General features: G+C 71.2%; 27 protein-coding genes. 15 read left to right on the top strand and 12 right to left on the bottom strand.

Annotated features, from left to right (window positions below):
- Positions 1–916: 916 nt before the first annotated feature.
- From Ari01nite_RS07465 to aroA, 4 genes are all read right to left on the bottom strand, one after another.
- Positions 917–1783 carry a hypothetical protein gene (locus tag Ari01nite_RS07465; RefSeq protein WP_203780360.1) on the bottom strand — a complete coding sequence of 289 codons (867 nt, stop codon included), beginning with the start codon at positions 1781–1783 and terminating at the stop codon, positions 917–919.
- Between the two features lie 122 nt (positions 1784–1905).
- Entirely contained in the window at positions 1906–2709 is an 804-nt protein-coding gene (gene hisN, locus Ari01nite_RS07460; protein ID WP_203780282.1) for a histidinol-phosphatase, read from the bottom strand.
- Positions 2710–3009: 300 nt separating this feature from the next.
- A complete protein-coding gene (rsgA, locus tag Ari01nite_RS07455) occupies positions 3010–4119 on the bottom strand; it encodes a ribosome small subunit-dependent GTPase A (protein ID WP_203780359.1) in 1110 nt (369 codons plus the stop codon).
- Positions 4120–4122: 3 nt separating this feature from the next.
- Positions 4123–5415 carry a 3-phosphoshikimate 1-carboxyvinyltransferase gene (gene aroA, locus Ari01nite_RS07450; protein ID WP_203780281.1) on the bottom strand — a complete coding sequence of 431 codons (1293 nt, stop codon included), beginning with the start codon at positions 5413–5415 and terminating at the stop codon, positions 4123–4125.
- Between the two features lie 78 nt (positions 5416–5493).
- Between aroA and Ari01nite_RS07445 the strand changes: the two genes are divergently transcribed.
- The 5 genes from Ari01nite_RS07445 to rsrA all read left to right on the top strand — a co-directional run bounded on the left by Ari01nite_RS07445 (position 5494) and on the right by rsrA (position 8543).
- On the top strand, positions 5494–6171 hold the full coding sequence (locus tag Ari01nite_RS07445; protein ID WP_203780280.1) for an SOS response-associated peptidase: 678 nt from the start codon (positions 5494–5496) through the stop codon (positions 6169–6171).
- A 194-nt stretch (positions 6172–6365) separates the two neighbouring features.
- Positions 6366–6761, top strand: a complete 396-nt coding sequence (locus Ari01nite_RS07440; protein WP_203780279.1) for a WhiB family transcriptional regulator — start codon at positions 6366–6368, stop codon at positions 6759–6761.
- Positions 6762–6795: 34 nt separating this feature from the next.
- On the top strand, positions 6796–7398 hold the full coding sequence (locus Ari01nite_RS07435) for an alpha/beta hydrolase family protein (protein WP_203780278.1): 603 nt from the start codon (positions 6796–6798) through the stop codon (positions 7396–7398).
- 68 nt (positions 7399–7466) lie between these two features.
- On the top strand, positions 7467–8258 hold the full coding sequence (locus Ari01nite_RS07430) for a sigma-70 family RNA polymerase sigma factor (RefSeq protein ID WP_203780277.1): 792 nt from the start codon (positions 7467–7469) through the stop codon (positions 8256–8258).
- Positions 8259–8264: 6 nt separating this feature from the next.
- Complete coding sequence (gene rsrA, locus Ari01nite_RS07425; RefSeq protein WP_203780276.1) at positions 8265–8543, top strand: mycothiol system anti-sigma-R factor; 279 nt, start codon at positions 8265–8267, stop codon at positions 8541–8543.
- A gap of 55 nt (positions 8544–8598) precedes the next feature.
- On the opposite strand, the gene Ari01nite_RS51665 is transcribed toward rsrA, so the two are convergent.
- Positions 8599–8673: a 50S ribosomal protein bL37 gene (locus Ari01nite_RS51665; protein ID WP_370657623.1), complete on the bottom strand. Its 75-nt coding sequence runs from the start codon at positions 8671–8673 to the stop codon at positions 8599–8601.
- A 131-nt stretch (positions 8674–8804) separates the two neighbouring features.
- Between Ari01nite_RS51665 and Ari01nite_RS07420 the strand changes: the two genes are divergently transcribed.
- On the top strand, positions 8805–9023 hold the full coding sequence (locus Ari01nite_RS07420; RefSeq protein WP_203780358.1) for a biotin/lipoyl-binding carrier protein: 219 nt from the start codon (positions 8805–8807) through the stop codon (positions 9021–9023).
- A gap of 10 nt (positions 9024–9033) precedes the next feature.
- On the opposite strand, the gene Ari01nite_RS07415 is transcribed toward Ari01nite_RS07420, so the two are convergent.
- Positions 9034–10563 carry a tetratricopeptide repeat protein gene (locus Ari01nite_RS07415; protein WP_438872142.1) on the bottom strand — a complete coding sequence of 510 codons (1530 nt, stop codon included), beginning with the start codon at positions 10561–10563 and terminating at the stop codon, positions 9034–9036.
- A gap of 162 nt (positions 10564–10725) precedes the next feature.
- Here Ari01nite_RS07415 and Ari01nite_RS07410 point away from each other — a divergent pair, with 162 nt between their 5' ends.
- Positions 10726–11763, top strand: a complete 1038-nt coding sequence (locus tag Ari01nite_RS07410; protein WP_203780356.1) for an SIS domain-containing protein — start codon at positions 10726–10728, stop codon at positions 11761–11763.
- Positions 11764–11801: 38 nt separating this feature from the next.
- Complete coding sequence (locus tag Ari01nite_RS07405) at positions 11802–13346, top strand: sensor histidine kinase (RefSeq protein WP_203780275.1); 1545 nt, start codon at positions 11802–11804, stop codon at positions 13344–13346.
- Here the strand turns inward: Ari01nite_RS07405 and Ari01nite_RS07400 are convergent, their stop codons facing one another.
- A complete protein-coding gene (locus tag Ari01nite_RS07400; protein ID WP_239162532.1) occupies positions 13347–14777 on the bottom strand; it encodes a glycosyltransferase family 39 protein in 1431 nt (476 codons plus the stop codon). It abuts the gene before it with no gap.
- A 323-nt stretch (positions 14778–15100) separates the two neighbouring features.
- On the opposite strand from Ari01nite_RS07400, the gene Ari01nite_RS07395 reads away from it, so the two are divergent.
- The 3 genes from Ari01nite_RS07395 (at position 15101) to Ari01nite_RS07380 (ending at position 18451) form a co-directional block, all read left to right on the top strand.
- The gene (locus tag Ari01nite_RS07395) at positions 15101–16795 is read left to right on the top strand and encodes a nitrite/sulfite reductase (protein ID WP_203780274.1); all 1695 of its coding nucleotides are present in this window, start codon (positions 15101–15103) and stop codon (positions 16793–16795) included.
- A 151-nt stretch (positions 16796–16946) separates the two neighbouring features.
- Complete coding sequence (locus Ari01nite_RS07385) at positions 16947–17711, top strand: phosphoadenylyl-sulfate reductase (RefSeq protein ID WP_203780273.1); 765 nt, start codon at positions 16947–16949, stop codon at positions 17709–17711.
- Positions 17693–18451: a sirohydrochlorin chelatase gene (locus Ari01nite_RS07380; protein WP_203780272.1), complete on the top strand. Its 759-nt coding sequence runs from the start codon at positions 17693–17695 to the stop codon at positions 18449–18451. The genes Ari01nite_RS07385 and Ari01nite_RS07380 overlap by 19 nt, the downstream gene beginning before the upstream one ends.
- A gap of 620 nt (positions 18452–19071) precedes the next feature.
- On the opposite strand, the gene Ari01nite_RS07375 is transcribed toward Ari01nite_RS07380, so the two are convergent.
- Together Ari01nite_RS07375 and Ari01nite_RS07370 are read right to left on the bottom strand one after the other, a co-directional pair.
- Positions 19072–19326 (bottom strand): WhiB family transcriptional regulator, encoded by a 255-nt coding sequence (locus Ari01nite_RS07375; RefSeq protein WP_093619131.1) that lies wholly within the window; start codon positions 19324–19326, stop codon positions 19072–19074.
- A gap of 403 nt (positions 19327–19729) precedes the next feature.
- Entirely contained in the window at positions 19730–20680 is a 951-nt protein-coding gene (locus Ari01nite_RS07370) for a diacylglycerol/lipid kinase family protein (protein ID WP_203780271.1), read from the bottom strand.
- 52 nt (positions 20681–20732) lie between these two features.
- Here Ari01nite_RS07370 and Ari01nite_RS07365 point away from each other — a divergent pair, with 52 nt between their 5' ends.
- Positions 20733–21128, top strand: coding sequence for a hypothetical protein (locus Ari01nite_RS07365; protein ID WP_239162531.1), 396 nt, complete (start codon positions 20733–20735; stop codon positions 21126–21128).
- Between the two features lie 38 nt (positions 21129–21166).
- Positions 21167–21859: a FadR/GntR family transcriptional regulator gene (locus Ari01nite_RS07360; protein ID WP_203780270.1), complete on the top strand. Its 693-nt coding sequence runs from the start codon at positions 21167–21169 to the stop codon at positions 21857–21859.
- A 13-nt stretch (positions 21860–21872) separates the two neighbouring features.
- Here the strand turns inward: Ari01nite_RS07360 and Ari01nite_RS07355 are convergent, their stop codons facing one another.
- The 3 genes from Ari01nite_RS07355 to sodN are packed head-to-tail and all read right to left on the bottom strand — an operon-like array spanning position 21873 to position 23218.
- Complete coding sequence (locus tag Ari01nite_RS07355) at positions 21873–22274, bottom strand: ATP-binding protein (RefSeq protein ID WP_203780353.1); 402 nt, start codon at positions 22272–22274, stop codon at positions 21873–21875.
- Positions 22275–22307: 33 nt separating this feature from the next.
- The gene (locus tag Ari01nite_RS07350; protein WP_239162530.1) at positions 22308–22817 is read right to left on the bottom strand and encodes a GNAT family N-acetyltransferase; all 510 of its coding nucleotides are present in this window, start codon (positions 22815–22817) and stop codon (positions 22308–22310) included.
- Complete coding sequence (gene sodN / locus Ari01nite_RS07345) at positions 22814–23218, bottom strand: superoxide dismutase, Ni (RefSeq protein ID WP_203780269.1); 405 nt, start codon at positions 23216–23218, stop codon at positions 22814–22816. The genes Ari01nite_RS07350 and sodN overlap by 4 nt, the downstream gene beginning before the upstream one ends.
- A gap of 85 nt (positions 23219–23303) precedes the next feature.
- On the opposite strand from sodN, the gene Ari01nite_RS07340 reads away from it, so the two are divergent.
- Positions 23304–23612, top strand: a complete 309-nt coding sequence (locus Ari01nite_RS07340; protein ID WP_275410827.1) for a S26 family signal peptidase — start codon at positions 23304–23306, stop codon at positions 23610–23612.
- Positions 23613–23751: 139 nt separating this feature from the next.
- Positions 23752–25011 carry an NAD(P)-dependent malic enzyme gene (locus Ari01nite_RS07335; RefSeq protein WP_203780267.1) on the top strand — a complete coding sequence of 420 codons (1260 nt, stop codon included), beginning with the start codon at positions 23752–23754 and terminating at the stop codon, positions 25009–25011.
- Positions 25012–25145 lie beyond the last annotated feature (134 nt).

Here is a 25145-nt window from a genome sequence, read left to right as displayed (position 1 = left end):
GGGTCCTGGTCTGCGCCGGGTCCTGGTCTGCGCCGGGTCCTGGTCTGCGCCGGGTCCTGGTCCGCGCCCGGTCCTGTCCACGCCCGGTCCTGGTCCGCGCCCGGTCCCGGCCCGCGTTGTCTGAAAACGCCAAGCTCGCGACTGCTCCCGTATGGGCGCCTGCTTTCGGGGCGGCGTTTGGTCCCGGGCGGCGTTGGACCGGGGTCGCGCCTGGTCCCGGGCCGCATGGTGTGGAGTCGCGGCCCCGTCCAGACGGCATCAACGTGGTCGCGCCGGGATGGAGCCGGTTGGTGGAGGCTGCGCTCGGGTGAGTCGTGCCCCGGATGAAGGCGCTCGGTCTGGCTTCGTGTCCGCTCAGGGGTTCGCGTCCAGTCGGGGATCGCGCCCAACGCGGGTCAGTGCCAAGTCCGGTCATGCACCTGTCCAGAACTCGCTTTCGTTACTGCCCGGCCGCTCCAACCGCGTGACTTCGGCTGACTGCGGCGTCTCCCGGGCACCACGAATTCTTCCGGGCCCGGGCGGTGGTGGGTAGGGGGACAGCCCCCACGCTGAACGCGTTCGATTCGGGGATCCGAAGAGAGGGGGAAATTAGGGGGCTGGCGCGGTGTCAGGAGGTGCCCAGCCGCGTCAAGCTTCGAGGGCGGACGCTGCGGAGGGGCGGCGGATTGCCGGTGTCCGAATCGCATGGAGGGGTGCCGACCGCATTGCTGGGGTGCTGGTTGACGCCGGGTGGCCCGGCCGGCGCTGGGCCGGGCGGTGTCAGCGGTGGCGGCGTCAGACGCGGTGGCGTTAGCAGCGGTGTCAGCCGCGGTGTCACGGCGGCGGTGTCACGGCGGTGGCGTTAGCAGCGGTGGCCCTCGCGGCGGTGAGGTGAGCGGCGGTGAGGTGAGCGGCGGTGAGGTGAGCAGCGGTGGTGTCAGCGGCCGGTGGCGGCTGGCCGTAAGGGGGCTGCTGGGTCGGGGCGCCGGGTGGGGGCGGTTGCGTGGTGGTGTTGTGGTTCCGCGTACCTGGTCAGGCCTATCACCGCGGCCAGGGTGACCACGAAGCCCAGCGCGCCCATCCACTCGCGGCCCTCGCGGATCTGGTCGCCTAGCAGGAGCAGGCCGACGACGGCGGCAGGGATGGCGCCGGCGGCGTCCATGGCGGCCACCGCGGCGGTGGTGGAGCCGCGTTGCATGGCCAGGCCCAGCAAGAGCTGGCCTACCAGGGAGTGGACTACGAGGAGGTAGAGCAATGGGTTCGTGAAGAAGCCGACCACCGAGTGTTCGCCGGCCAGCGGGCGGGCGGCGATTGCGGCGGCGGAGAAGTTCACGCCGGCCAGGGAACCGAGTACCACTGAGCCGAGGGCGCCGTGCAGGCGTACGGCAAAAAATCCCAGGAGGGCGATGGCGGGGATTGACGCAGCCAGGAGGATCACCACGATCGTGCCCAGGCGCTGTGAGTGGGCGGGCTGGGCCGACAGGACCAAGGCGGTGATGCCGCCCAGCAGCAGGGTGAGCAGCACGATCTCGGCGGGGGGCAGACTCCACTTGAGGACGAGTACGCCCAACAGTGCGGTCACGCCCAAGCCGGCTGCCACGCTGGCCTGCACCAGGAACAGCGGTAGGTCACGCCGGGCCAGGAACGCGAGTATGAAGCCCAGGACCTGGCAGCCGATGCCTAGCAGGTAGGTCCGCTGGCCGGCCAGGCGCACCAGCAGGGACGGATCGAAGGTGTGGTGGACCGTGGTTCGGGCGGCCGCGGCGGACTGCAACAGGTTGGCTACCCCGTACGCCATGATCATGGCAGCGAGGAAGAACCAGCCCGGAGTCACCTGACGCACGATAGACCAGTACCCGGGGCCGCCGAGCCTGTACCGGCCAACCGGCTAGTGATCTTGGTGGATTCGTACCCGGATGGGGTGGGTCAGCGTTTCGGGGCGGCCAGCGCGTTCAGGATTGTCTCGTGAAGTGGGCCGTTGGTGGCGATCGCGGGGGTTTTGTCCCCTGGCGGACGGCCGGACAAATCGGTTATCTTGCCGCCGGCCTCGGTGATGATCGGTATCAATGCGGCGACGTCCCACAGGGACAACTCGGGCTCGACCATGATGTCGAGTGCACCCTCGGCGAGCAGCATGTAGCCGTAGAAGTCGCCGAAGGCCCGGCTCCGCCACGCGGACAGGCTGAGGTCGATGATCGCGTCGAGCCGGCCGGTGTTGGCCCACTCGTTCAGGCTCGCGAAGCAGAAGCTGGCATCGGACAAGTGCCGGATACCCGACACCCGGATCCGGGTGGCCTGGTGCTGGTGCTTGCCGGCGTACGCCCCATGGCCGAGCGCGCCCCACCATCGGCGGCCCAGCGCCGGCGCCGAGACCAGCCCGGCCACCGGGGTGTCGCCCTCGAGCAGGGCGATCAGCGTGCCCCAGATCGGCACCCCGCGCACGAAGTTCTTGGTGCCGTCGATCGGGTCGATCACCCAGCGCCGGCTGCCCGGCCCGGCGGCGGCCTGGGTGTGCCCGAACTCCTCGCCCAGCACGCCGTCCCGTGGCCGCGCCCGCGCCAGGGTGGCCCGAATCGCCTGCTCGACCGCCGTGTCCGCGTCGGAAACCGGGGTGAGGTCGGGCTTCGACTCGACCCGCAGGTCGAGCGCCCGGAACCGGCCCATCGAGATCTTGTCGGCGGTGTCGGCAAGCAGGTGGGCAAGGGCGAGATCGTCCGAGTAACCGGCCATGCGGGGCACGCTAGCCGATCACTCTGAGTTCTGTCTGGGACGCAACGCACGGTTCAGGTGCTGAGAAAACGCCAACGCGAAACGGGGCCAGGTTGCGGAGGTCTTGAAGCGGAGGCAGGAAGAGCCGGGTGGCAGGGCGACGGGTGGGTTGGGAGCGCCTGCCCGCGCGGGTGGCGGGACCGGGTGGCGGGACCGGGTGGCGGGACCGGGTGGCGGGACCGGGTGGCGGGACCGGGTGGCAGGGCCGGGTGGCAGGGCCGGGCGCGCCTGCCGGAAGCGCAGAGGCGGAGGACGAGCGTTTCAGGCGGGCGGGTGGTCGGTGGGCGGTGTGGCTTCGTGCGGGTTCGGGTCGCGGGGGTCGTCGCGGGGGTCGGGTTCGCCTGCTCGGGAGGACAGCAGGCGGCGGTATGAGGTCAGGCGGCGGGGGTCGGCTTTGCCCTCGGCCACCCAGGATTGCAGGCGGCACTCGACGTCGGTGGGGGCGTGGCCGCAGTTGGGCTGGTCTTCTAGGGTGCCCTCCACCAGGTCGGGGAAGCCGTGCAGCAGGCTCTCGGCGCTCACGTGGGCCAGGCCGAAACTGCGGATGCCGGGGGTGTCGACGATCCAGCCGGGGTCCTTGCGGGAGCGGCCTACGGCGGGCAGGCGCAGCGCCACCGCGCTGGTGGAGGTGTGCCGGCCCTTGCCGATGGCGCTGACCGCGCCCACCGCTCGCAGGGCGTCGGGGACCAGACGGTTGACCAGGGTGGATTTGCCAACGCCGGAGTGGCCCACCAGCACCGAGATCTGGCCGGCCAAGGCCTTGCGCACCTCGGTCAGGTCGCTGTCGGGCTGGACCAGTACGTAGGGCAGGTCGAGCTCGGCGTAATAGTCGAGAACCGCCTCGGGGCCGGACAGGTCGGCCTTGGTGAGGCACAGCAGCGGCTCGATGTCGGCGTCGTACGCGGCTACCAGGCAGCGGTCGATGAAGCCGGTGCGCGGCGGCGGGTCGGCCAGCGCGCTGACGATCACCAACTGGTCGGCGTTGGCCACCACCACCCGCTCGAGCCGGCCCTCGGGGGTGGTGTCGTCGTCGTCCGCGGTGCGGCGCAGCACCGATGTGCGCTCGCCGATGCGGACGATCCGGGCCAGCGCGCCGGGTGCGCCGGTCACGTCGCCGACCAGGGCCACCCGGTCGCCCACCACGACCGACTTGCGGCCCAGCTCGCGGGCCCGCATGGCGGTGATCATCTGGAGGTCGCCGCCGGCCGGTGCGTCCTCGCGGACACAGCCGTAGCGCCCGCGGTCGACGGTGATCACCAGGGCGTCGACGGCGTCGTCGTGCTTGGGGCGGGTCCGGGTACGCGGGCGTGACGAACGGCCCGGACGGATCCGGACGTCGTCCTCGTCGTACTCCCGCTTGTGTCCTGCCAGGGCCTAGCTCCTCGCCACGAGTCCCGCCCAGAGTTCGGGGAACTCGGGCAACGTCTTCGAGGTACACGCTACGTCGGTCAGCTCGATGCCCGGCACGGCGAGTCCGATAACCGCGGCGGCGTGCGCCATCCGGTGATCGGCGTACGTCTCGAAGGAGGACGCGCGCAGCGGGCGCGGCACGATCCGCAGGCCGTCCGGGAACTCGGTGACCTCGGCGCCGGCCTTGGTCAGCTCGGTGGCGAGCGCGGCGATCCGGTCGGTCTCGTGGCCGCGGATGTGCTCGACCCGGCGCAGCTCGGACGGCCCGTCGGCGAGCGCGGCCAGCGCCGCCACCACCGGGGTCAGCTCGCTCACCTCGGACAGGTCGGCGGTGACGCCGCGCAGCGTGCCGGTGCCGCGCACGGTGAGACCGGCCTCGGTCTGGGTCACCTCGGCGCCCAGCCGGGTGAGCAGCGCGATCACCTGGGCGATCGGCTGGCAGCTGTCGGCCGGCCAGCCGGCCAGGGTGACCTCGCCGCCGGTGACCATGGCGGCCGCGAAGAACGGGGCGGTGCCGGAGAGGTCGGGCTCGATCACCCAGGTGCGGCCGGACAGCGGGCCGGGGCCGACCGTCCAGACGTCGGGCACCGTGTCGTCGACCTCGGCGCCGGCGGCGGTCAGCATGTGGGTGGTCATCCGCAGGTGGGGCGCGGACGGCACCGGCGGGCCCTCGTGCCGCAGCACCAGGCCCTTGGCGAAGCGCGGCGCGGACAGCAGCAGGCCGGAGACGAACTGGCTGGACGCGGACGCGTCGATCACCACCTCGCCGCCCTCGACCAGGCCGGTCCCGCGCACGGTGAGCGGCAGGCCGCCGGTCTCGGACGCGTCGATCGACACGCCGAGCCCGCGCAGCGCCGCCACGATCGGGCCCATCGGCCGCTTGCGGGCATGCGGGTCGCCGTCGAACTCGACCGTGCCGTCGGCGAGCGCGGCGGCCGGCGGCAGGAACCGCATGATCGTGCCGGCCAGGCCGACGTCGACCCGGGCCGGGCCGCGCAGTTCGCCGGGCTCGACCCGCCAGTGCTCGGGGTCGCTCGCGTCGACGCCGGCGCCGAGCGCGCGCAGGCCGGCCGCCATCAGCTCGGTGTCGCGGGCGCGCAGCGGGCGGACGATCTCGGACGGGCCGTCGGCGAGCGCGGACAGGATGAGCGCGCGGGCGGTCATCGACTTGGAGCCGGGCAGCCGCACGGTCGCGGTCACGGAGCCGGAGGCGGTGGGTGCGAGCCAGGGGCGGGGTTCTGCGGTCACGGTGGTCATTCTGCCGGGGGGTTACGACAAAACCGCGGAGCATTCCCGCCCCCCGGGAACGTTTCGGCAGGCGTACCGTTGCGCTCCATGTGCGGGCGGTACGCGACCACGCGGAGTGAGGCCGACCTCAGTGACCTGTTCGACGCCGTCGACGTCACCGAGGGCCTGACCCCGAGCTGGAACGTGGCGCCCACCGACCCGGTGCCGCTGGTCCGTATCTCGCAACGGCACGACGCCCGGGTGCTGGATACCGCACGCTGGGGCCTGGTACCGCCCTGGGCCGGCGATCTGCGCGGCGGCGCCCGCATGATCAACGCCCGGTCCGAGACGGTGTCGACCTCGCCGGCGTTCGCGCCGTCCTTCGCCCGCCGTCGCTGTCTGATACCGGCCGACGGCTGGTTCGAGTGGTTGCGCTCCGGCAAGGACAAGCAGGCGTACTACATGACCCCGGCCGGCGGCGGCCCGCTCGCGTTCGCCGGCATCTGGTCGGCCTGGGGTCCCGAGTCGGTCCTCACCTGCAGTGTTCTCACCACCGCGGCGATCGGCGGGCTGGCCCGGGTGCACGACCGGATGCCGCTGATCCTGCCCCGCGAGCGGTGGCCGGAGTGGCTGGCCGGCGGCGGCGACCCGGGCGCGCTGTTACAGCCGATGACCGAGCGTGAACTCGCCGCGATCGAGGTGCGGCCGGTCGGCCCGGCCGTGGGCAACGTCCGGAACAACGGTCCGGAGCTTCTCGACCCGCCCACTGCATCGACGCTCTTCTAGAAATCCTTCGAGATCAACAACGGCATTCGTCAAGATATGTACGCATTTCGAAGCCGGAACTTTGTTTCGAGATTGATAACACCCTTGTTCTGATCTTCTACCGTGCGATAGAAACCAGCGCCGGAGTGGTGCCGGTCCGCACGGTGCGGGCAGGTCACCACGCGCAACACCGGTCCCACGGGGGAGGTGGGCTGATGACACGGGCTCGTATGCCGCGTCCGCACGAGGTAGCCATCGCACGACGCGACCCACGACTGCTCGAGGCAATTCAGGAGCGCCGGGCCGACGAGGCATGGCGCACGCGCGGAGCATGCCGCAGCGTTGATCCTGAAACGTTCTTTCCGGCTCCGAACGAGCCATCCGAGAGTGCCGTCGCACTCTGTGGCACCTGCACGGTGCAGGGTCCATGCCTGGCCTGGGCACTCCAGGTCGGTGACTGCCACGGAGTCTGGGGCGGCACCACGCCACGGGAACGCCGCGCCATGTTGGTGGCCTGGCGGGAACGGGTGAAGCCGAACGGAGATCCGGTGGAGGACCAGCCGGACGAGGAGGATCGCCGCCTGCTCACGCTGATTCCGCTGAGCCGGTGACCTGAATGCGGCCGGGGCTGCTTACATAGGCCCCGTGACCAGCACCGAAGTTGAGACACCGCGCGGGCCGGCCGGGCTTCGCACCATCGAACCCGCCGGCCCGCCCGTCAGCATCCTCGTCCTGGGCCACGGCGCCGGCGGCGGGGTGGACGCGCCCGACCTGGTCGCGGTGCGCGAGGCGGCGGCGGAGGCGGGCGTACGGGTGGTCCTGGTGACCCAGCCGTACCGGATGGCCGGCCGGCGGGCACCGGCACCGACCGGCCAGCTCGACGAGGCCTGGTCGGCCGTGATCGCGCATCTCGCCGTACCGGATATGCCGTTGATTTTCGGTGGGCGCTCAAGTGGTGCGCGGGTCGCCTGCCGGACCGCCGCCCCGCTCGGTGCGGCCGGAGTGCTGGCGCTCGCCTTTCCGCTGCACCCGCCGGGCAAACCGGACAAGAGCCGGGCCGGTGAGCTGCCGGTGGGCGTGCCGACGCTGGTGCTCAACGGTGACCGGGACCCGTTCGGGGTGCCCGAGCCGACCCCCGACGTCGAGGTGATCGTGCGTCCCGGCGCCACCCATGACCTGCGCAAAGACGTCCGCACCACGGGGCGTCTCGCGGTCGAGTGGCTGGCCCGGCACGGCTGGGCCCGCTGACGGGAATGCAACTTGCGCCCGGCTGGTTGTACGGCGTGCGAGCAGGCACGTCAAAGGGGGTTTCCACGGTGCCAGCCGGAACCGAGAGCGTTGAGCGTGGCCAGGTACGGGTACGGGAGTTGTTGAGTGCTCCGGACTGGCCCGCTGCCGCCGAACCCTCAACCAGCACATTGGTGAGTGTCAGCACACCCGCGGTTTTCGAAGCTTCAGACGGGGCACACCCCGTATCCTCGGCGGTGCGGTCGAGGGGAGAGCTGAGGGTGGCCCAGACAGAGCGGGCAGAGGAGCGCCGTGCGCGCTTCGAACGTGACGCGTTGCCGTTCGTCGACCAGCTGTATGCGGCCGGCCTGCGGATGACGCGCAATCCCGCGGATGCCGAGGACCTCGTCCAGGAGACGTTCCTCAAGGCGTTCTCCGCGTTCCACCAGTTCGAAGAGGGCACGAACCTCAAGGCCTGGCTGTACCGGATTCTCACCAACACCTACATCAACTCCTACCGGCGCAAGCAGCGGCAACCCGTGCAGGCGCCGACCGAGGAGATCACCGACTGGCAGCTGGCCTCGTCCGAGTCGCACACCTCGGTGGGGCTGCGCTCGGCCGAGACCGAGGCGCTCGACCGGCTGCCGGACAGCGACATCAAGGACGCCCTCCAGCAGCTGCCGGAGGACTTCCGGCTCGCCGTCTACCTCGCCGATGTCGAGGGTTTCTCGTACAAGGAGATCGCCGACATAATGGGCACTCCCATCGGCACGGTCATGTCCCGGCTGCACCGCGGCCGCCGCAACCTGCGGAAGCTGCTCGAGCAGTACGCCATCGATCGGGGCATCACCCGGACCGCGTCGGAACCGCAGGAGGCGTGAGGCGAGATGAGCGGCGAGGAGCACGAGACTGATTGCGGCGTCGTACTCAGCGAGGTCTACCTCTACCTCGACCTCGAGTGCAGCGAGGACCGGCGGGCGCTGATCCAGAAACACCTGGACGACTGTTCCGGGTGCCTGCGCGAGTACGGCATCGAGCACGACGTGAAGGCGCTGGTGGCGCGCTGCTGCGGCGACGAGCGGGCGCCCGTCGAGCTGCGCGAGCGGCTGCGCGTCAAGCTGGACCAGCTCGAGGTCCAGGTCGAGACCCGCGAATTTCTGCCGTAACCCGGCGGGAACGCGACAAAGGCCCGGCGCTGCCGGGCCTTTGTTATGTCAGCGCTCAGCTGTTGGGGCGCTTGCCGTGGTTGGCGGAGCTCTTCTTACGAGCCTTCTTCTTGCGAGACTTCTTGGCCATGGTGGACTCCTGTTCGTGGCGCGTTAACCCGTCCCGATGGTAGTCGGCGCGTCCCGGTGCCCGGGACTCGCCCACTGCCGATCCATGATTGGATGACGCTGACCCTGCGGGCGACGAGGAGGCAGTCGGCGATGGCGGACGAGATCCGGGCCGAGATGGTGGCCAACGTGTGGAAGGTCGTGGCCGCCGAGGGCGACACCGTCGCCGACGGGGACACGCTGGTGATTCTCGAGTCCATGAAGATGGAGATCCCGGTGCTCGCCGAGTCCGACGGCACCGTCGCCCAGCTTGCGGTCAACGAGGGTGACGTCGTCCAGGAGGGCGACCTGATCGCGGTGATCGAGAGCTAGTCAGGCCCGGTCAGGGACGCCGCCAGCGCAGCAGCAGGCGGTTGCGGCCGCGCTGCCGCGGGATGGCCGGCACCCGGATCATCCCGGCCGCCACCTGACGGCTGGCCGGGTCGAGGTCGGGCGTGGCCAGGGCCAGTTCGGCCACCGAGCGGGCACCCGGCCGGGCCGCTGTCTCGGCGAGCCGGGCGCCGACAACCGCGGCCACGTCTTCCCGGGCCTCCGGGTCGATCCAGGCCGCCACCACGAGCGCGAACAGCGCCGCCTCGGTGACCCGGTCGAGCCCGCCGTCGAGCAGGCCGAGCAGGATGCGGCGGCGGGCCGAGTCGAGCCAGGTCTCCTCGACGCCGTGGTGCAGCAGGCCCAGGCAGGCCCAGATCTCGGCGGCGGCCACGCCGGCCGGCGGGTCGGCCAGCAGCGCCAGCAGGCCGTCCGGCGGCACCAGGATGAGCTGGACCGCGGCGTCGTAGGCGGCCGGCGGGTGGGCCCAGGACAGCGACGCCACCTGGCGCAGCCGGCGCACCGCGTCGGCGGACGGCTCGGCGCCGGCCGGCGCGGTGCCGCGAGGCACTGGTGCGGCCGCGGGCGCGCCGCTCAGCCACGGGATGCCGCGGCAGCAGTCGGCCAGGTCGGTGTGCTCGTGCGACTCGTCCGGATGGTCGCGGATGAAATCGGCGAGCCGCACCAGGTGGGCCAGGTCACCGTCGGCGCGGTGCCGCAGCCGGTGCGCGGTGTGCACCGCGCAGTCGTAGTCGGGGTTGCGCTCCAGGGCGCGGTCGACCCAGTTCAGCGCGTCGTCGAGGCGGCCGTGGTCGGCCAGGGTGCCGGCGATGTCGGCGTACACCGAAAGGTCGTCGGGGTCGTGGCTGACCGCCCGGCGCAGCGCGGCGAGCGCCTCGGGCAGCTTGCCGGCACTGCGGTACGCGTAACCCAGCCAGATCTCGGCGAGCTTGGACGGGCGGGACCGGGCGCCGCGTACCGCCCAGTCGACGGCGAGCACGGTCTCGCCGATCCGGCGGGCCAGCGCCGAGCCGGCCCCGAGCAGCATGGCGTGCTCCGGGTAGAGGGCGACGGCGTGCCGGGCGACCGAGAGGTAGGGCCGCAGGCTGGCCCGGGTGGCCGGCGGCGCCGGATCGCCCACCGCGGTGCACAGCCGCATGAGAAGTTGGACGAGCAGGCCGGGGTCGATCCGGGCACCGAGCGCCGGGTCGCTGACCCAGGGCACGCCGGCCCAGTCGCTGCCGGGCATCCGGCCGCTGGCGGCGGCCAGCAGCGGCAGCCCGTCCTCGGGCCGGCCGGCCGCGGCCAGCAGGTGGGCCCGGCACGCCAGGCCGCCGGCCGCGACGTGCGGGACCAGCGGGAAGAGGTCGAGACCACCACCCGGCCGGGTGGCGAGGCGGCCGAGTAACTCGTGCGCCTCGGGCAGCGTCGGGGCATGGGTGAGTGCACTCGCCAGGTGATCGGCGGCCTCCTCCGGCGCGCCACGCCCCAAAGCGGATCTTGCCTGCTCAAGCGCGCGGTCGGCGGCGCGGCGTGCATCCACGAACGAGAACAGTAAGGGACGCGGGCCTATCTGTCAGTCCCGGTTTGCTGCGCAGTAGTGCTCGAAACGTTGACTATCTAAGCTATTTCTTGCAAGACTGCGCACGATCTGCGCGGTAACTGCTCAATAGGGGAGGAACAAGTGACGCAGCGGGGCCAGGGGATGGCGGCGGACATCGCGGAACAACCGGCCGGTTTCGCGCGCCTGCTGGACGGTGCACACGCGTCCGCGATCGCGGACGTGGCCGCCGAGGTCGGCCGGCGCCGGCCGCGCAGTGTGATGTTCGTCGCCCGCGGCACCTCGGATCACGCCGCGCTCTACGGCGCGTACCTCACCGAGATCCGGCTGGGCCTGCCGGTGGCCAGCGCCTCGCCGAGCGCGATCACGCTGTACGGCGCCCGGCCCGACTTCACCGACACGCTGGTGGTCGGGGTGAGCCAGAGCGGCGGCTCGCCCGACCTGACCGGCGTGCTGACCGCGGCCCGGGAGACCGGCGGCCTCACCCTGGCGGTGACCAACAACCCGGACTCGCCGTTGGCCCGGGCCGCCGAGCTGTCGGTCGACGTCGCGGCCGGGCACGAGCGGGCGGTCGCGGCCACCAAGACCTACACCGCCGAACTGCTCGCGCTGCTGCTGCTGATCGAGGGGATCCGGGCCGGTGACGGCCGGCTGCCCACCGACGAGCGTGCCGCCCTGGACAAGCTGCCGCAGCTGGCCGAGGACGCGCTGGCCGACACCTCTGCCGACGAGTTGGCCCAGCGCTACCGCTTCGCGTCGCGGCTGGTCACGACCGGGCGGGGGTACGCGTACCCGACCGCCCGGGAGGCCGCGCTCAAGCTGATGGAGACGTCCTACCTGCCGGCGCTCGCCTTCTCCGGTGCCGACCTGCTGCACGGTCCGCTGGCGATGACCGACCCGGACGTGCCGGTGCTGGCCGTGGTGGGCGAGGGGCCGGGCGGCCGGTCGATGCGCGAGGTGGTCGACCGGCTGGCCGAGCGCCGCGCCGACGTGGTGACCATCGGCGCCACCGACGTCCCGGGCGCGGCCGGCCGGCTGCCGGTGCCCGCGCTGGCCGACGAGCGGCACGGCGCGCTGCTCGACATCCTGCCGCTGCAGAAGCTGGCGCTGGCGCTCGCGCTGGCCCGCGGGGAGGACCCGGACGCGCCCCGAGGACTCAAGAAAGTGACCGCGACCCTCTAGGAACAACGACAGAAACAACGACGTGGCAGGCTTGAGCCGTGTCCACCCTGCGTGATCTCGCCGAGGAGCACACCGGACTCGGCCCGGCCGACATCGACCACCTGCACCGCCTCGCCGGCGACTGGCAGCTGCTGTCCGATCTGTCCTTCGCCGACCTGCTGCTGTGGGTGCCGGTGCGGGCCGAGGCCGGCCAGCCGCGCGACTTCCTCTGCGTGGCACAGGTACGCCCGACCACCGCGCCCACGGCCTACCAGGACGACCAGGTCGGCAAGATCGTCGGCGGGCCCGAGGTGGCGCACCTGGACATCGCGTTCGCCCAGGAGCGGATCTGGCGCGAGGGCGACCCGGTCTGGTACGGCGACACCCCGGCCCGGCACGAGGCCATCCCGGTGCGGCTGCGCGACGAAACCGACCGCGAGGAGGGCTGGAGCGAGGTCATCGCGGTGATCGGCCGGGACACCAACCTGTCCACCGCGCGGACCCCCAGCCAGCTCGAGCTCAACTACCTGACCACGGCCGACGACCTGGCCCAGATGGTCGCTGACGGCACCTTCCCGCCGCCCCGGCACCCGGGCGAGACCACCTCGGCCCCGCGGGTCGGCGACGGCCTGATCCGGCTCGACGCCGGCGGCAAGGTCACCTACGCGAGCCCGAACGCGCAGTCCGCGTTCCGCCGGCTCGGTTTCAACGCGCACCTGGTCGGCGAGGAGCTCTTCATGCTGACCAGCCGGTTGGCCGCCGACCCGCTGGAGGGCACCGACGCGGCCGAACGCATCCTGGCCGCCCTGCGCGGCGGCTTCCCGCCCCGGCAGGAGGTCGAGGCCCGCGGCGCCACCGTGCTGACCCGGGCGCTCCCGCTGCTGCCGGCCGGAGTGCCGATCGGCGCGCTGGTGCTGGTGCGCGACGTCACCGAGGTGCGCCGCCGGGAACGCGCCCTGATGACCAAGGACGCCACCATCCGGGAGATCCACCACCGGGTCAAGAACAACCTCCAGACGGTGGCCGCGCTGCTGCGCCTGCAGGCCCGCCGGGTGGACGCCCCGGAGGCCAAGATGGCGCTCCAGGAGTCGGTCCGCCGGGTCGCCTCGATCGCGCTGGTGCACGAGACGCTGTCCATGTCGAGCGACGAGGCGGTCGAGTTCGACGGCATCGTGGACCGGGTGGCCAGCGCCGCCACCGAGGTCGCCGCCACCAGCTTCCCGGTCAAGATGCGCCGCGAGGGCACCTTCGGCGTGCTGCCCGCCGAGATCGCCACCTCGCTCGTGATGGTGCTCAACGAGCTGCTGATCAACGCGGTCGAGCACGGCTTCCCGGCGACCGAGGACGACGCCGAGCCCGAACCGCGGGACGAGGCGGGTGAGGTCGTCGTCTCGGCGCACCGGTTCCGCAAGCAGCTGCACGTCACGGTCGCCGACAACGGCCAGGGCCTGCCCGAGGGTTTCAAGGCCGACGCCAGCGGCCGGCTCGGCCTGCAGATCGTCCGCGCGCTGGCCACCGGCGAGCTGCGCGGCAGCATCGAACTGCGCAACCGGGCCGGCGGCGGCACCGAGGCGGTCCTGGTGGTGCCGCTCGGCAAGCGCTGATCAGACCCGCGGTGGACGGACGAACAGGGCGACCGTGAAGCCGTCCACCCGCCACACCGCGAGCTGCTCAAACTCGCCGAGCGCGGCCTTCACCTCGTACCTCAACTGGTTTGTGGGGTTGGCCCGGAACGGCGGGTCGAGATTGTCGGCCGCCACCACCCACACCCGCGACGTGCCACCGAGACAGCGCAGCGCGTCGGTGCACTCGGCGGCCCACAGCGAACGGGTCGCGCGCTGGTCGGCGGCGAGCAACACGTCGTGCGGCTCGCGGTCCCGCAGGTAGTACTCCAGGCCGACGTCCACCAGCTGCCAGCCGTCCCGGGGCGCGTAGACGATCGCGTCGCCGGCCCGCTGGTTTTCCAGCACCACCTCGGCGGCCGCGGCATAGGCGTACCGGGAATGCGGATCGCGGAATCTCTCCTGCGCGGGCACGCCGATGGCGGCCAGAGCCGCGAGCACAGCGAGGGCGAGCGGCAGGCGGAGCGCCGTCAATGCGGTGCCGGCCAGAGCACACAGCAGCGGTACGCAGAACAGCAGGTAACGACCGACGAAGACCGGGGCAACCCATTGGTCGTACGCGTAAAGCAAGCCCACCGGCAGCAACACGGCCGCCCAGAGCAGCCCCGCGTCGAAGGCCCGCCCGCGGCGCAGCGCGGCGACGGCCACGGCCGGAACCGCCCCACCCAGCACCGGCGCCTCGAAGATCGCGTTGGGGAGGTCGGCCAGCGCCGCCGGTGAGGCCCGGTCCAGCCAGGCCAGCTGAGCCGCGTGCTGGCCCAGGCCGCGCACGGTGAGCGGCAGCACCACCGCCAGCCCGCCACCCACGGCGACCAGCCACCGCCAGTCGGCTTTCCTGGTGCTGGCCACGATCACCAGGTGTCCGGCCAGCACCAGCAGGGCCAGCAGGTGGGACAGCCCGGTCAGCGCCACCGCCAGCCCGTACGCCACCCACAGCCACCAGCGGGCCCGGTCCAGTGCCTCGATCAGCAGCAGCGTGGCCACCGTGGCGAAGAGCGTGGCCAGGGCATAGCCGCGGATCTCCTGGCCGTACCGGGACACCACCGGCAGCACCGCGAACAGCAGGCCGCCGAACAGCCCGGCCCGGTTGCCCCACAGCCGGCGGCCGAGCAGCGCTACCGCGCCGGCCGTCAGCGCCATGGCCGCGATCGAGGGCACCCGCATGGCCGCCGCCGAGTCGCTGAACCACCCGATCCAGAGATGCAGCAGCAGGTAGTACGGGACCAGGACACCGTCGATGTGGCGGCCCATCTCGAAAATCTCGGGCCCGGTACGGGTGGCCGCACTCCAACTGGCGAACTCGTCCCGCCACAGCTCGGGCTCGGCGGCCTGATAGGCGACCACGAATGCGGCCGTCAGCACCGGCAGCGCCCAGCACAGCTGAGCGCGGACCGGGGCGGGTACGCGGATCACGCGCCACAGGGTGACACCCCTGAATATCACCGTCGCACCGGGGTGGTAGCTGACACACTCCCGGATTCTGGACCGTACTGGCCGAGAATGGTTGTCCGTGAGAGGCTTACCGACATGACCGCTGCTCTTGACCGCCGCTTCGTGGCCCGCCGCCACGTCGACTACGGCCGCGTCCGCAGCGCTATGTGTCCGGCTTACTGACGCCGCCCGATTTGAGTTCGGGCGCGCGAGACGCGCCGGCCAACTCCTGACACAGATGTCACGAGCCTCCCCAGTGGCCGTGAGCGTCCAAGTGCGCCCACGAAGCCCGGAGGACCGCCGCCATGGCGCCCAGCAGCACCCCAGCCAGGCCCACCGCCCGCCCCCGTAAGGCGCGCGGCGAAGGTCAGTGGGCGCTCGGACACCGCGAGCCGCTCAACCCCAACGAGCGGATCAAGAAGGACGACAACCCGCTCAACGTCCGCGCCCGCATCGAGAACATCTACGCGCACACCGGGTTCGCCTCGATCGACCCGCAGGACCTGCGTGGCCGGTTCCGCTGGTGGGGTCTCTACACCCAGCGCAAGGCCGGGATCGACGGCGGCCGCACCGCCGTGCTCGAGCCGCACGAGCTCGAGGACGAGTACTTCATGCTCCGCGTCCGGATCGACGGCGGCGCGCTCAACCTGGCCCAGCTCCGCACGGTCGCGCAGATCTCGCAGGAGTTCGCCCGGGACAGCGCCGACATCACCGACCGGCAGAACATCCAGCTGCACTGGATCCGGGTCGAGGACATGCCGGAGATCTGGCGCCGGCTCGACGCGGTCGGCCTGCAGACCACCGAGGCGTGCGGCGACTGCCCGCGCATCGTGCTCGGCTCGCCGGTGGCCGGGGTGGCCGTCGACGAAGTGATCGACCCGACCCCGGCGATCGACCAGATCATCGAGCGCTTCATCGGCGACCCGCGCTACTCCAACCTGCCGCGCAAGTTCAAGTCGTCGATCTCCTGGCTGGTGGACACGCCGTACGAGATCAACGACATCTCCTTCCTCGGCGTCGAGCACCCGGTGCACGGTCCCGGCTTCGACCTGTGGGTCGGCGGTGGACTGTCCACCAACCCGCGGCTGGCCGAGCGGCTCGGCGTGTGGGTGCCGCTCGAGGAGATCCCGGACGTCTGGGAGGGCGTGGTCGGGATCTTCCGCGACTACGGCTACCGGCGGCTGCGCAACCGGGCCCGGCTCAAGTTCCTGCTCGCCGACTGGGGCGTCGCCAAGTTCCGGGAGATCCTGGAGAAGGAATACCTGAACCGCGCTCTGGTCGACGGGCCGCCGCCGGAGTTGCCGGAGCGGCCGATCGACCACATCGGCGTCCACAAGCAGCGCGACGGCCGCAACTACGTCGGGGCGGCGCCGGTGGTGGGCCGCTCGTCCGGCACCCAGCTGGCCGGGCTCGCCCACGTCGCCGAGGCGCACGGCTCCGATCGGGTGCGCCTCACCCCGTACCAGAAACTCCTTGTCCTTGACGTTGCGGACGACCGGGTCGAGTCGCTGATCGCGGGACTTCGCGAGATCGGCCTGGAGGCCCGGGCGTCGGCCTGGCGGCGCGGGACCATGGCCTGCACCGGCATCGAGTACTGCAAGCTGGCGATCGTCGAGACCAAGGCCCGCGGCGAGGAGCTGGTGGCCCGCCTCGAGGAACGCCTCAAGGACTTCGACACCGACATCTCGATTCACCTCAACGGCTGCCCGAACGCGTGCGCCCGGACCCAGGTCGCCGACATCGGCCTCAAGGGACAGCTGGTGATGAACGCGCACGGCGAGCAGGTCGAGGGCTTCCAGGTGCACCTCGGCGGCGCCCTCGGCATGGCCAAGGGCGACAGCGCCGGGTTCGGGCGCAAGGTCCGCGGGCTCAAGACCACCGCCGAGGAGCTGCCCGGGTACGTCGAGCGCCTGGCCGTCAACTACCTGGCCGACCGGTCGTCGGCCGAGGAGACGTTCGCCACCTGGGTGATACGCGCTGACGAGGAGCTCATCAAATGAGCGACGCCCGGTCAGCGCCCCTGTACTGCCCCTACTGCGGGGAGGAAGACCTCCGCCCCAACGAGGCTTCGCACGGTGCGTGGGAGTGCCACTCCTGCGCCCGGGTGTTCACGGTCAAGTTCAACGGGTTGCTGTCCAAGGGAGTGAACCGATGACCATCGTGGCCGCTACATCCCTCAATCTCGTGACCATCGGCGGATCCTCAAAAGGTGCGGCTGCCGACCGCCGCTCCCCGGGTGAGCTGGAGGCGCTGGCGCTCGACGCCGGCCGCCGGCTCGAGGGCGCGCCCGCCGAGGAGATCGCGAAGTGGGCGACCGACACGTTCGGCGCGCGCTTCTGCGTCACCAGTTCGATGGCCGACGCCGTCGTGGCCCACGTGTTCTCCCGGGTCTCGCCCGGCGTGGACGTGGTCTTCCTGGACACCGGCCTGCACTTTCCCGAGACGCTCAAGGTGCGCGACACGGTGGCCGCCACGATGAACGTGAACGTGCGCTCGATCCGCCCGCGCATGACGGTCGGCCAGCAGGACGGCGAGTACGGTCCGCGGCTGTTCGCCCGTAACCCCGACGAGTGCTGCTTCCTGCGCAAGGTCGAGCCGCTCGAGCGCGCCCTCGCCGACTACGACGCCTGGGCCACCGGCCTGCGCCGCGACGAGTCACCGACCCGCGCGAACACGCCGGTGGTGGCCTTCGACCCGCGCAAGGGCAAGGTCAAGGTCAACCCGATCGCGGCCTGGACCCAGGCCGAGGTGGACCGCTACATCAGCCGCTGGAACGTGCCGGTGAACGAGCTGTTCAAGAAGGGCTACGGCTCGATCGGCTGCTGGCCGTGCACCCGCCGCACGAAGGCCGGCGAGGACCCGCGCGCGGGCCGCTGGGCCATGTTCGAGAAGACCGAATGCGGCCTGCACGTCTGACCTCGCGAGCCGACCGGCTGTCCGTGGTTCTGGTGGCCCACGGCAGCCGCGACCCGCGGGCGGCGGCGGCGACGTCGGCGCTGGCCCGGGCGGTGCGCAGGGTGCAACCGAGGTGGGAGGTGCACGCCTCCTATCTGGATCACGCGGGCCCGCGCCCACTCGCGGTGCTGGGGTCGCTGTCGTCGCGGCGGGCGGTGCTGGTGCCGTTGCTGCTGACGAACGCCTACCACGGGCGGGTGGACATTCCGGCGGTCCTCGAGGAAGCGGCGGACCTGCCGGTGTCGGTGACGCTGGCATCAGTGCTGGGCCCGGCGGGAACGTGGGCCGGCGTCTCTCCGCTGCTGATCGACGGCCTGGTGCGGCGGCTGCCGGCTCGCGGGCTGGACGGGGTGGTGCTGGCCGCGGCGGGTACCCGCGACGCGGCGGCGCGGGAGACGGTGGATGCGGTGGCGGGGGCATTGAGCGTTCGTCTGGGGCTTCCGTGCGCGGTGGGGTATGTCTCGGGTCCGGGGGTGCGTCCCGGGGCCGCTGTGGATCTTCTGAGGCGGTCGGGGGCCGGCCGGGTCGGGGTGGCGGCGTATTTCCTGGCGCCGGGGTATCTGTATGACTTGGCGGCGCGGGAGGCACTGGGGGCGGGGGCGGTCGTGGTGGCCGAGCCGCTGACCGATGCGCCGGAGGTGGCCCGCTTGGTGGCGGCGCGGGTGGAGGCGGCTGTGGTGCGGCCGTTGGCGGCTGCCTGATCGGGGTGGGCTGGTTCGTCGCTGGGTCGGCGTTCTGATCGCGCCCGGGTGCGCTGATCGTTGAGGTGGGCGCCTGTCGTCTCCGAGTGCGTGGGACGGTCTGTCCGCGGATTCTGCCGTTTGTCGGTGGGCTGATCTCGCAGTCCCGGCGCAGCTCTCGCGCGGTCGGCTTGCCAGCCCGGGTTGGAAAGGCGGGCCGTGGGCGGAGGAAGACGCGGTGTGGATAGCGGCGGCCGACCGGGTGTGGTGACGGACACCTTGTGCGCTTCAGGGCTGTGACTTGGGCGGGGAGTGGTTGGGAGGGAGGGCTCCTCGCACTCGGGTGGGGACATTGGCAAGTCGGGATTTGGTGGGTTGGGGGTTCTGGTTGCGGAGCGTTACGCGGGTGGGGAGCTGGGTTTGGGTGGGTGGGGGTCCACAGCGGAGTGTGAGGGAATGAACGCTAATCGTTTGGGGCGGGCAATTTCGAGATCAATTCGGAAAGTGGGGAGAGGTGTGGGCGGTGATCAAAATGGTCTCTCGGGAAGTTCTCAGGTTTCGGCGCGCTGTGTAATCGGGTGGAAACAGCAAGACGCCCCGGTGCCGATCGGCCCGGGGCGCAAATGCTGTGGGGGGATAGTTCAGGCGGTGGGAGCGCCGACCCGGAGGCCGCCGCGACGCTTGACGGCGCGTCGCTCATCTTCGCTCATCCCGCCCCATACGCCGGCGTCCTGACCGGACTCGAGTGCCCACGAGAGGCATTCCTCGGTCACGGGGCACCGCCGGCACACGGCCTTGGCCTGCTCGACCTGCAGCAGCGCGGGCCCGGAAGTCCCAATCGGGAAGAACAGCTCCGGGTCCTCGTCGCGACAGATCGCATCGTGACGCCAGTCCATGGCGGCAACACTCCTTATTTCGGATGGGGTAATGAAATCGCGTTACTGGTTTACCTATGCATGCGCGTAGGTGACCTGCGGGCGGGAGCCCGTCTGATCACCGTGGCGTCAGCAAGCTTTTGCGTTACCGGGTGCCGTTCGGCGCTTCTGGATTAGGAACGCGCGCAAGCAGCAACTGGTTACTTCTTATCGCTTGTGAATGCTTTCACGAACTCGTGCGATGTCAAGGGTAGCGGCGGAAGTTTCTCCGCGCGGGTGAGCTGGCTCACGACCCCTTTGTCCGGTTCTGCGGTTATCGCCAGAGCCCGATGACCAACGCTCCCATCAATGTAGTAGGTTCCCGGGCCGCGCGCCGACCTTTTGCCCGTCTTTCTGTAACGGATCGTGATGCTGTACCCGATCGTCAACAGATCACACGTAGTGCTTCGGGAACGGACACGAAGCGCACCTTCTGGCGTTCGCCCAGGTAGTCACCGTCCAGCTGGAACGGTTGGGGGCGGCTGGCGACCACGGTGAACTCGGTCTGGTCGGGCAGGTGCAGCACCTGCTTGCCGCGCGGGTCACCCTTGCGGGTGGCCAATTGCGCGAGCGTACGGGTGGTGCTGGTCACCGCGAGCCGGCGCAGCGCCGTGATGTCGAGTCCGAGATCGAACGACGCGGTCGGGCTGGGGTGGACCGGGCGGTCGCCGAGATAGGTCCACGGTGAGGTGTTCTGCACGATCACGTTGCCGAGGTCGGTCTCGGCCGGCTCGCCGGGGCGCTCGATGGACAGTGGCGGCGACTTGCGGTCGTCGCCGGTCAGCATCTGGCCGACGATCGAGCGGAAGTACAGCGCGGGCGTGGAGCGGCGGCCGCGCAGCCGGGACTGCTCCACCCGGCGCACCACGGCGGCGTCCAGGCCGACCCCGGCGGCGAACGTGAAATACCGGTCGTCGGCCATGCCGAGGCCGATGATCCGGCTGCGGCCGTCGCGCAGCGCATCGAGGATCACGCTGGTGCCGTCCACCCAGTCGCGGGGCAGGCCGAGCGCGCGGGCGAAAACGTTCGTCGAACCGCCGGGCACCACGGCGAGCGCGGGCAGGGCGTGCGCCCGCGGGCCGGACAGTCCGGCGAGCGCGGACTGCGCGGTCATCAGGCCGTTGACCGCCTCGTTGACCGTGCCGTCGCCGCCCAGGGTCACGACCACCTCGACGCCGCTCTCTGCGGCCGCGCGTGCCAGCGTCGCGGCATGCCCCCGGCGGCTCGTGTATTCCACGGTCAGGTGGACCGCGCTGCGCAGCGCCCGGACCAGCACGTCTCGGCTGCGCTCGCTGGTGGTGGTGGCCTTGGGGTTAACCACCAGTAACGCTCGCATGCGCGGCACTGTACCTAACGATCGGTAGAAACTGTGTCGGTATGGTGCACCTGTGACTGGTGAGAAACCGGTGGCCGCCGAGCCGGCCACGCTGGTGTGGGCGGTCCGGCTCCTCTACCTGGAGGCCGCGGCACTGGCCGGGCTCACCGCTTTCCTGATTTATCTCGATCTGACCAGCGACTCGCTGCACCTCGGGATGGCCCTGGCGCTCACCGCCTTCGCCGCGCTGTCGGCCGTCGCCGTCTATTTCGTCGCCCGCGGGCTGGGCCGGCGGACGGCCGGCGCTCGCGGCCCGGCCATCGTCGTCCAGCTGTTCGTGATGGCGACCGGCGGCTTCCTGATGCAGGTCGATCCGCTCTGGCTGGGTCTGCTTCTGATGGCATTGGCACTGGTCACCGGCCTGCTCATCGTGCTGCCGGCGAGCACCCGAGCGTTGGGTGTCGATTAGTCACCCCCTGGCGGCCCCGCAGGGAATACCCTGTGAAGGTGACCGGATCTACGGTGCGTCCGCCCGCCTATCAGGTACTGGCAGACGAGTTACGGGCCGATATCACTTCGGGACGACTGCGACCCGGCGAGCGATTGCCGCCGGAGCCGGAGTTGTGCGTCAAGACCGGGGTGAGTCGCAGCACCGTACGTGAGGCGTTGCGGCTGCTCGCGAGCCAGCATCTGATCGTGACGACCCGCGGGGTGACCGGCGGCAGCTTCGTCGCGCATCCGGATGCCGCGCAGCTCGCTGACGGCCTGTCCGCCGGATTCACGCTGCTCGGCAACTCGGCCTCGGTGGGCCTCGACGACTTCCTGGAGCTGCGCCGGGCGCTCGAGGTGCCGGCCGCCGCGCTGGCCGCGGCGCGGCGCAACGACGAGCACCTGGTCGAGATGAGCGGCGCGCTGTTCGATCCGGCGTTGGACGACCTCGACACCATGCTGGCGGCGCACACCGCGTTCCACACCGCGATGGCCAAGGCCACCGGCAACCCGCTGTTCGAGCTGGTGGCCCGGCCGATGTATCACGCCTCGTACGGGGAATCGATCACCGAGAACCTCCCGGTGGGGTACTGGGTGCAGATCGACGCCGACCACCGGCAGCTGCTGGACTGCATCGCCGTGCGCGACGGCGAGGCGGCCAGCCGGGCAGCGGCCCGGCACCTCGACTACATCGTGGCGTCGACCCGCTGATTTTCGATCCGGGCTAGATCTCGGTGCGGCGGGTGAGCAGCCGGATGGTCGCGTGCCGGCCGCTCGCCTCGGCGGTGGCCGACGTGGTCAGCGCGGTCAGCACCTTCCACGCGAAGGACGACTCGGCCGGCAGCCGGGCGCCGCGCACCGTGGTGACGCTCACCTCGACCGAGAGCGCGTCGTCGGTCACCGTGAACCGGCACTCCAGCTCGGCGCCGCGGGTCGCGATGGCCAGCAGCATGGCGCAGGCCTCGTCGACGGCGATGCGCAGATCCTCGATCTCGTCGAGCGCGAAGTGCAGGCGGGCGGCCAGGCCGGCGGTGGCCGTCCGGAGCACGCCCAGGTAGCCGCCGTCGGCGGGCACCGTGAGCAGGACGACGTCGTCGCCGAGCGCCGGGTGTTGTGCGTCCGTCAGAGTCACCGTTGCCACCCTCCCAACGGGCAGAGCCTAACGGTTGACGCGGGCGGCGGGGGAGGCGCGTTCGGCGAGACGGTGCAGCGGCGCCCCGGAGAGGCGGTACGGCACCCAGTCGGCGACGACTTCGGCCCCGATCGCGGCGTAGAACTCGGCCGCCGGGTTCCAGTCCAGCATCACCCACTCGAGGCGTTCGTACGCGCGGCTCACGCAGATCTCGGCGAGAGCCGCCAGCAGCGCGCCGCCGGCTCCGGTGCCGCGGGCCTCCGGGCGGACGAAGAGATCCTCGAGGTGGATGCCGGCGGTGCCGGTCCAGGTCGAGAAGTTGACGAACCAGAGGGCGAAGCCGACCGGCCGGTCGCCGGCGTCGGTGGCGACGTGCCCGGACACGACCCGGTCGGTGAACAGCGCGCGCTCCAGCTGCTCGACGGTGAGCCGGCACTGCTCGGCGGCCCGCTCGAAGGCGGCCAGCTCGTGCACCATAGCGACGACGGCCGGTACGTCCTCGGGACGTACCGGCCGGACGACAGCGGTGAAGCTCACGCCTGCTTGGTCTCCCAGAAGATCTTGGAGATCTCCTCGATCTTGCCGAGCAGCTGGTCGGCAACGGCCGGGTCGACCGAGCCCTTGGCGCCGGAGGCACCGGCCAGTTTGGTGGCCTCGTTGAAGAGCTGGTGCAGGTTGGGGTACTTCTCGAAGTGCGGGGCCTTGAAGTAGTCCGTCCACAGGACCCAGAGGTGGTGCTTGACCAGTTCGGCGCGCTGCTCCTTGATCAGGATGGCGCGGGTGCGGAACTCCGGGTCGGTGTTCGACTGGTACTTCTCGGCGATCGCCTTGACCGACTCAGCCTCGATCCGGGCCTGCGCCGGGTCGTAGACGCCGCAGGGCAGGTCGCAGTGGGCGCTGACCACGGTACGGGGCATGAGGAAGCGCGGAAGTCGCATCAGGACTCCTCCAGACAGTTTGCGATGATCCGCACTTGACACTACCCCTTACATCTCGGCCCTAACGCAACGGGAGACTGATGCCTTGAGGTGGCAATTACCACTGTTCGCGGTCCTGGTGCGCGGACCCTCGATGGTGCCGACCCTGCGCGCCGGTGACGCCTTGATCGTCCGGCGCGGCGGGCGGGTAAGGGCCGGTGACGTGGTGGTCGCGCGGTTCCGCAGCCGGCCGGATCTGCTGGTGGTGAAGCGTGCGGTGCGCGAGATCGACGGGGGCTGGTGGGTGCAGGGCGACAACGCTCTGGTGCACGACGATTCCCGAGCGTACGGGGTGGCGGATGTCATCGGGCGGGTGTTAATTCGTTACTACCCGCGGCTCGGTCGGTTAGGTTAATGTCGGGTAACCCCAGCGCACACCCGCGCTGTGGTCGCTTTCCCGGGTGATCCCCGCATCGCACCGCCGCTCGGCGCTCATTCGCGACCGAGGACCGCGCCGGTGCACCGTGTCAATGTCGATGCCGTGTGGAGTCACCATGTCTTATTTCAGTTTTGAGCTGGATCCGGCGCTGGCCGCCGATCCCGTCTTCGACCTGCACAGGAACGGCAAGATGGCGATCAGCTCGACCGTCTCGCTGTCCAGCCGGGACGACCTGTCCCTCGCGTACACCCCCGGCGTGGCCCGGGTCTGCGAGGCGATCGCCGAGGATCCGGCCCTGTACGCCGACTACACCTGGACCGCCAACACGGTCGCGGTGGTCACCGACGGCTCGGCCGTGCTCGGCCTCGGCAACATCGGGCCGAAGGCCGCCATGCCGGTGATGGAGGGCAAGTCGATCCTGTTCAAGCAGTTCGGCGGGGTCGACTCGATCCCGATCTGCCTGGACACCCAGGACGTCGAGGGCATCGTGGCGGCGGTCAAGGCGATGGCGCCGTCGTTCGGCGGGATCAACCTCGAGGACATCAGCGCGCCGCGCTGCTTCGAGATCGAGCGCCGGCTGGACGCCGAACTCGACATCCCGGTCTTCCACGACGATCAGCACGGCACCGCGGTGGTCACGCTGGCCGCGCTGCGCAACGCCGCCACGCTGCTCGGCCGCCGGTTCGCCGACCTGCGGGTGGTGATCAGCGGGGCCGGTGCGGCCGGGGTGGCGATCACCCAGACCCTGATCGCGGCCGGCGTCGAGGAGGCCAACGTGATCGTCTGCGACTCGCGCGGCATCATCCACCGCGACCGCGAGGACCTCACCGCGGTCAAGGCGGAGCTGGCGGCCACCACCAACTTCTCCGGCCGCAGCGGCGGCATCGCCGAGGCGCTGATCGGCGCGGACGTGCTGATCGGGGTGTCCGGCGGCAGCATCGCGGAGAGTGCGCTGGCCGGCATGGCGCCGGGCGGCATCATCTTTGCGCTGGCCAACCCGACGCCCGAGGTGCCGCCGGCGATCGCGCACAAGTACGCGGCGATCGTGGCGACCGGCCGCAGCGACTTCCCCAACCAGATCAACAACGTGCTGGCCTTCCCCGGGATCTTCCGGGGCGCGCTGGACTGCCGGGCCAGCACGATCACCGACGCCATGAAGGTGGCCGCGGCCGACGCGATCGCCGAGGTGGTCTCGGACGACCTGCGCGCCGAGGCGATCGTGCCGTCGCCGCTCGACCCGCGGGTGGCACCGGCGGTGGCCAAGGCGGTGGCCGAGGCGGCGGCCCGGGACGGCGTGGCCCGCCGCTCGGTGCCGGGCGTAACGCCGGACTCGATCGCTCAGCCGGACTCGATCGCTCAGGCGACCACGGCCTGACAACTAGCGACGCAGTGGATCCGGTGGGCCGGGAGGCCCGCCGGATCTTTCTTTGAGCCCAGCCCCGCGGGACAGCCCGGCAGCGGACCGGGGAGGGCGAGTGGCCACGGCCCGGTCCACTGAGGCGAGGGCTG

Origin of the sequence: Paractinoplanes rishiriensis (assembly GCF_016862375.1) — a bacterium.
Classification (GTDB): Bacteria; Actinomycetota; Actinomycetes; order Mycobacteriales; family Micromonosporaceae; genus Actinoplanes; species Actinoplanes rishiriensis.
This window is presented reverse-complemented; position numbering and strand designations above follow the sequence as displayed.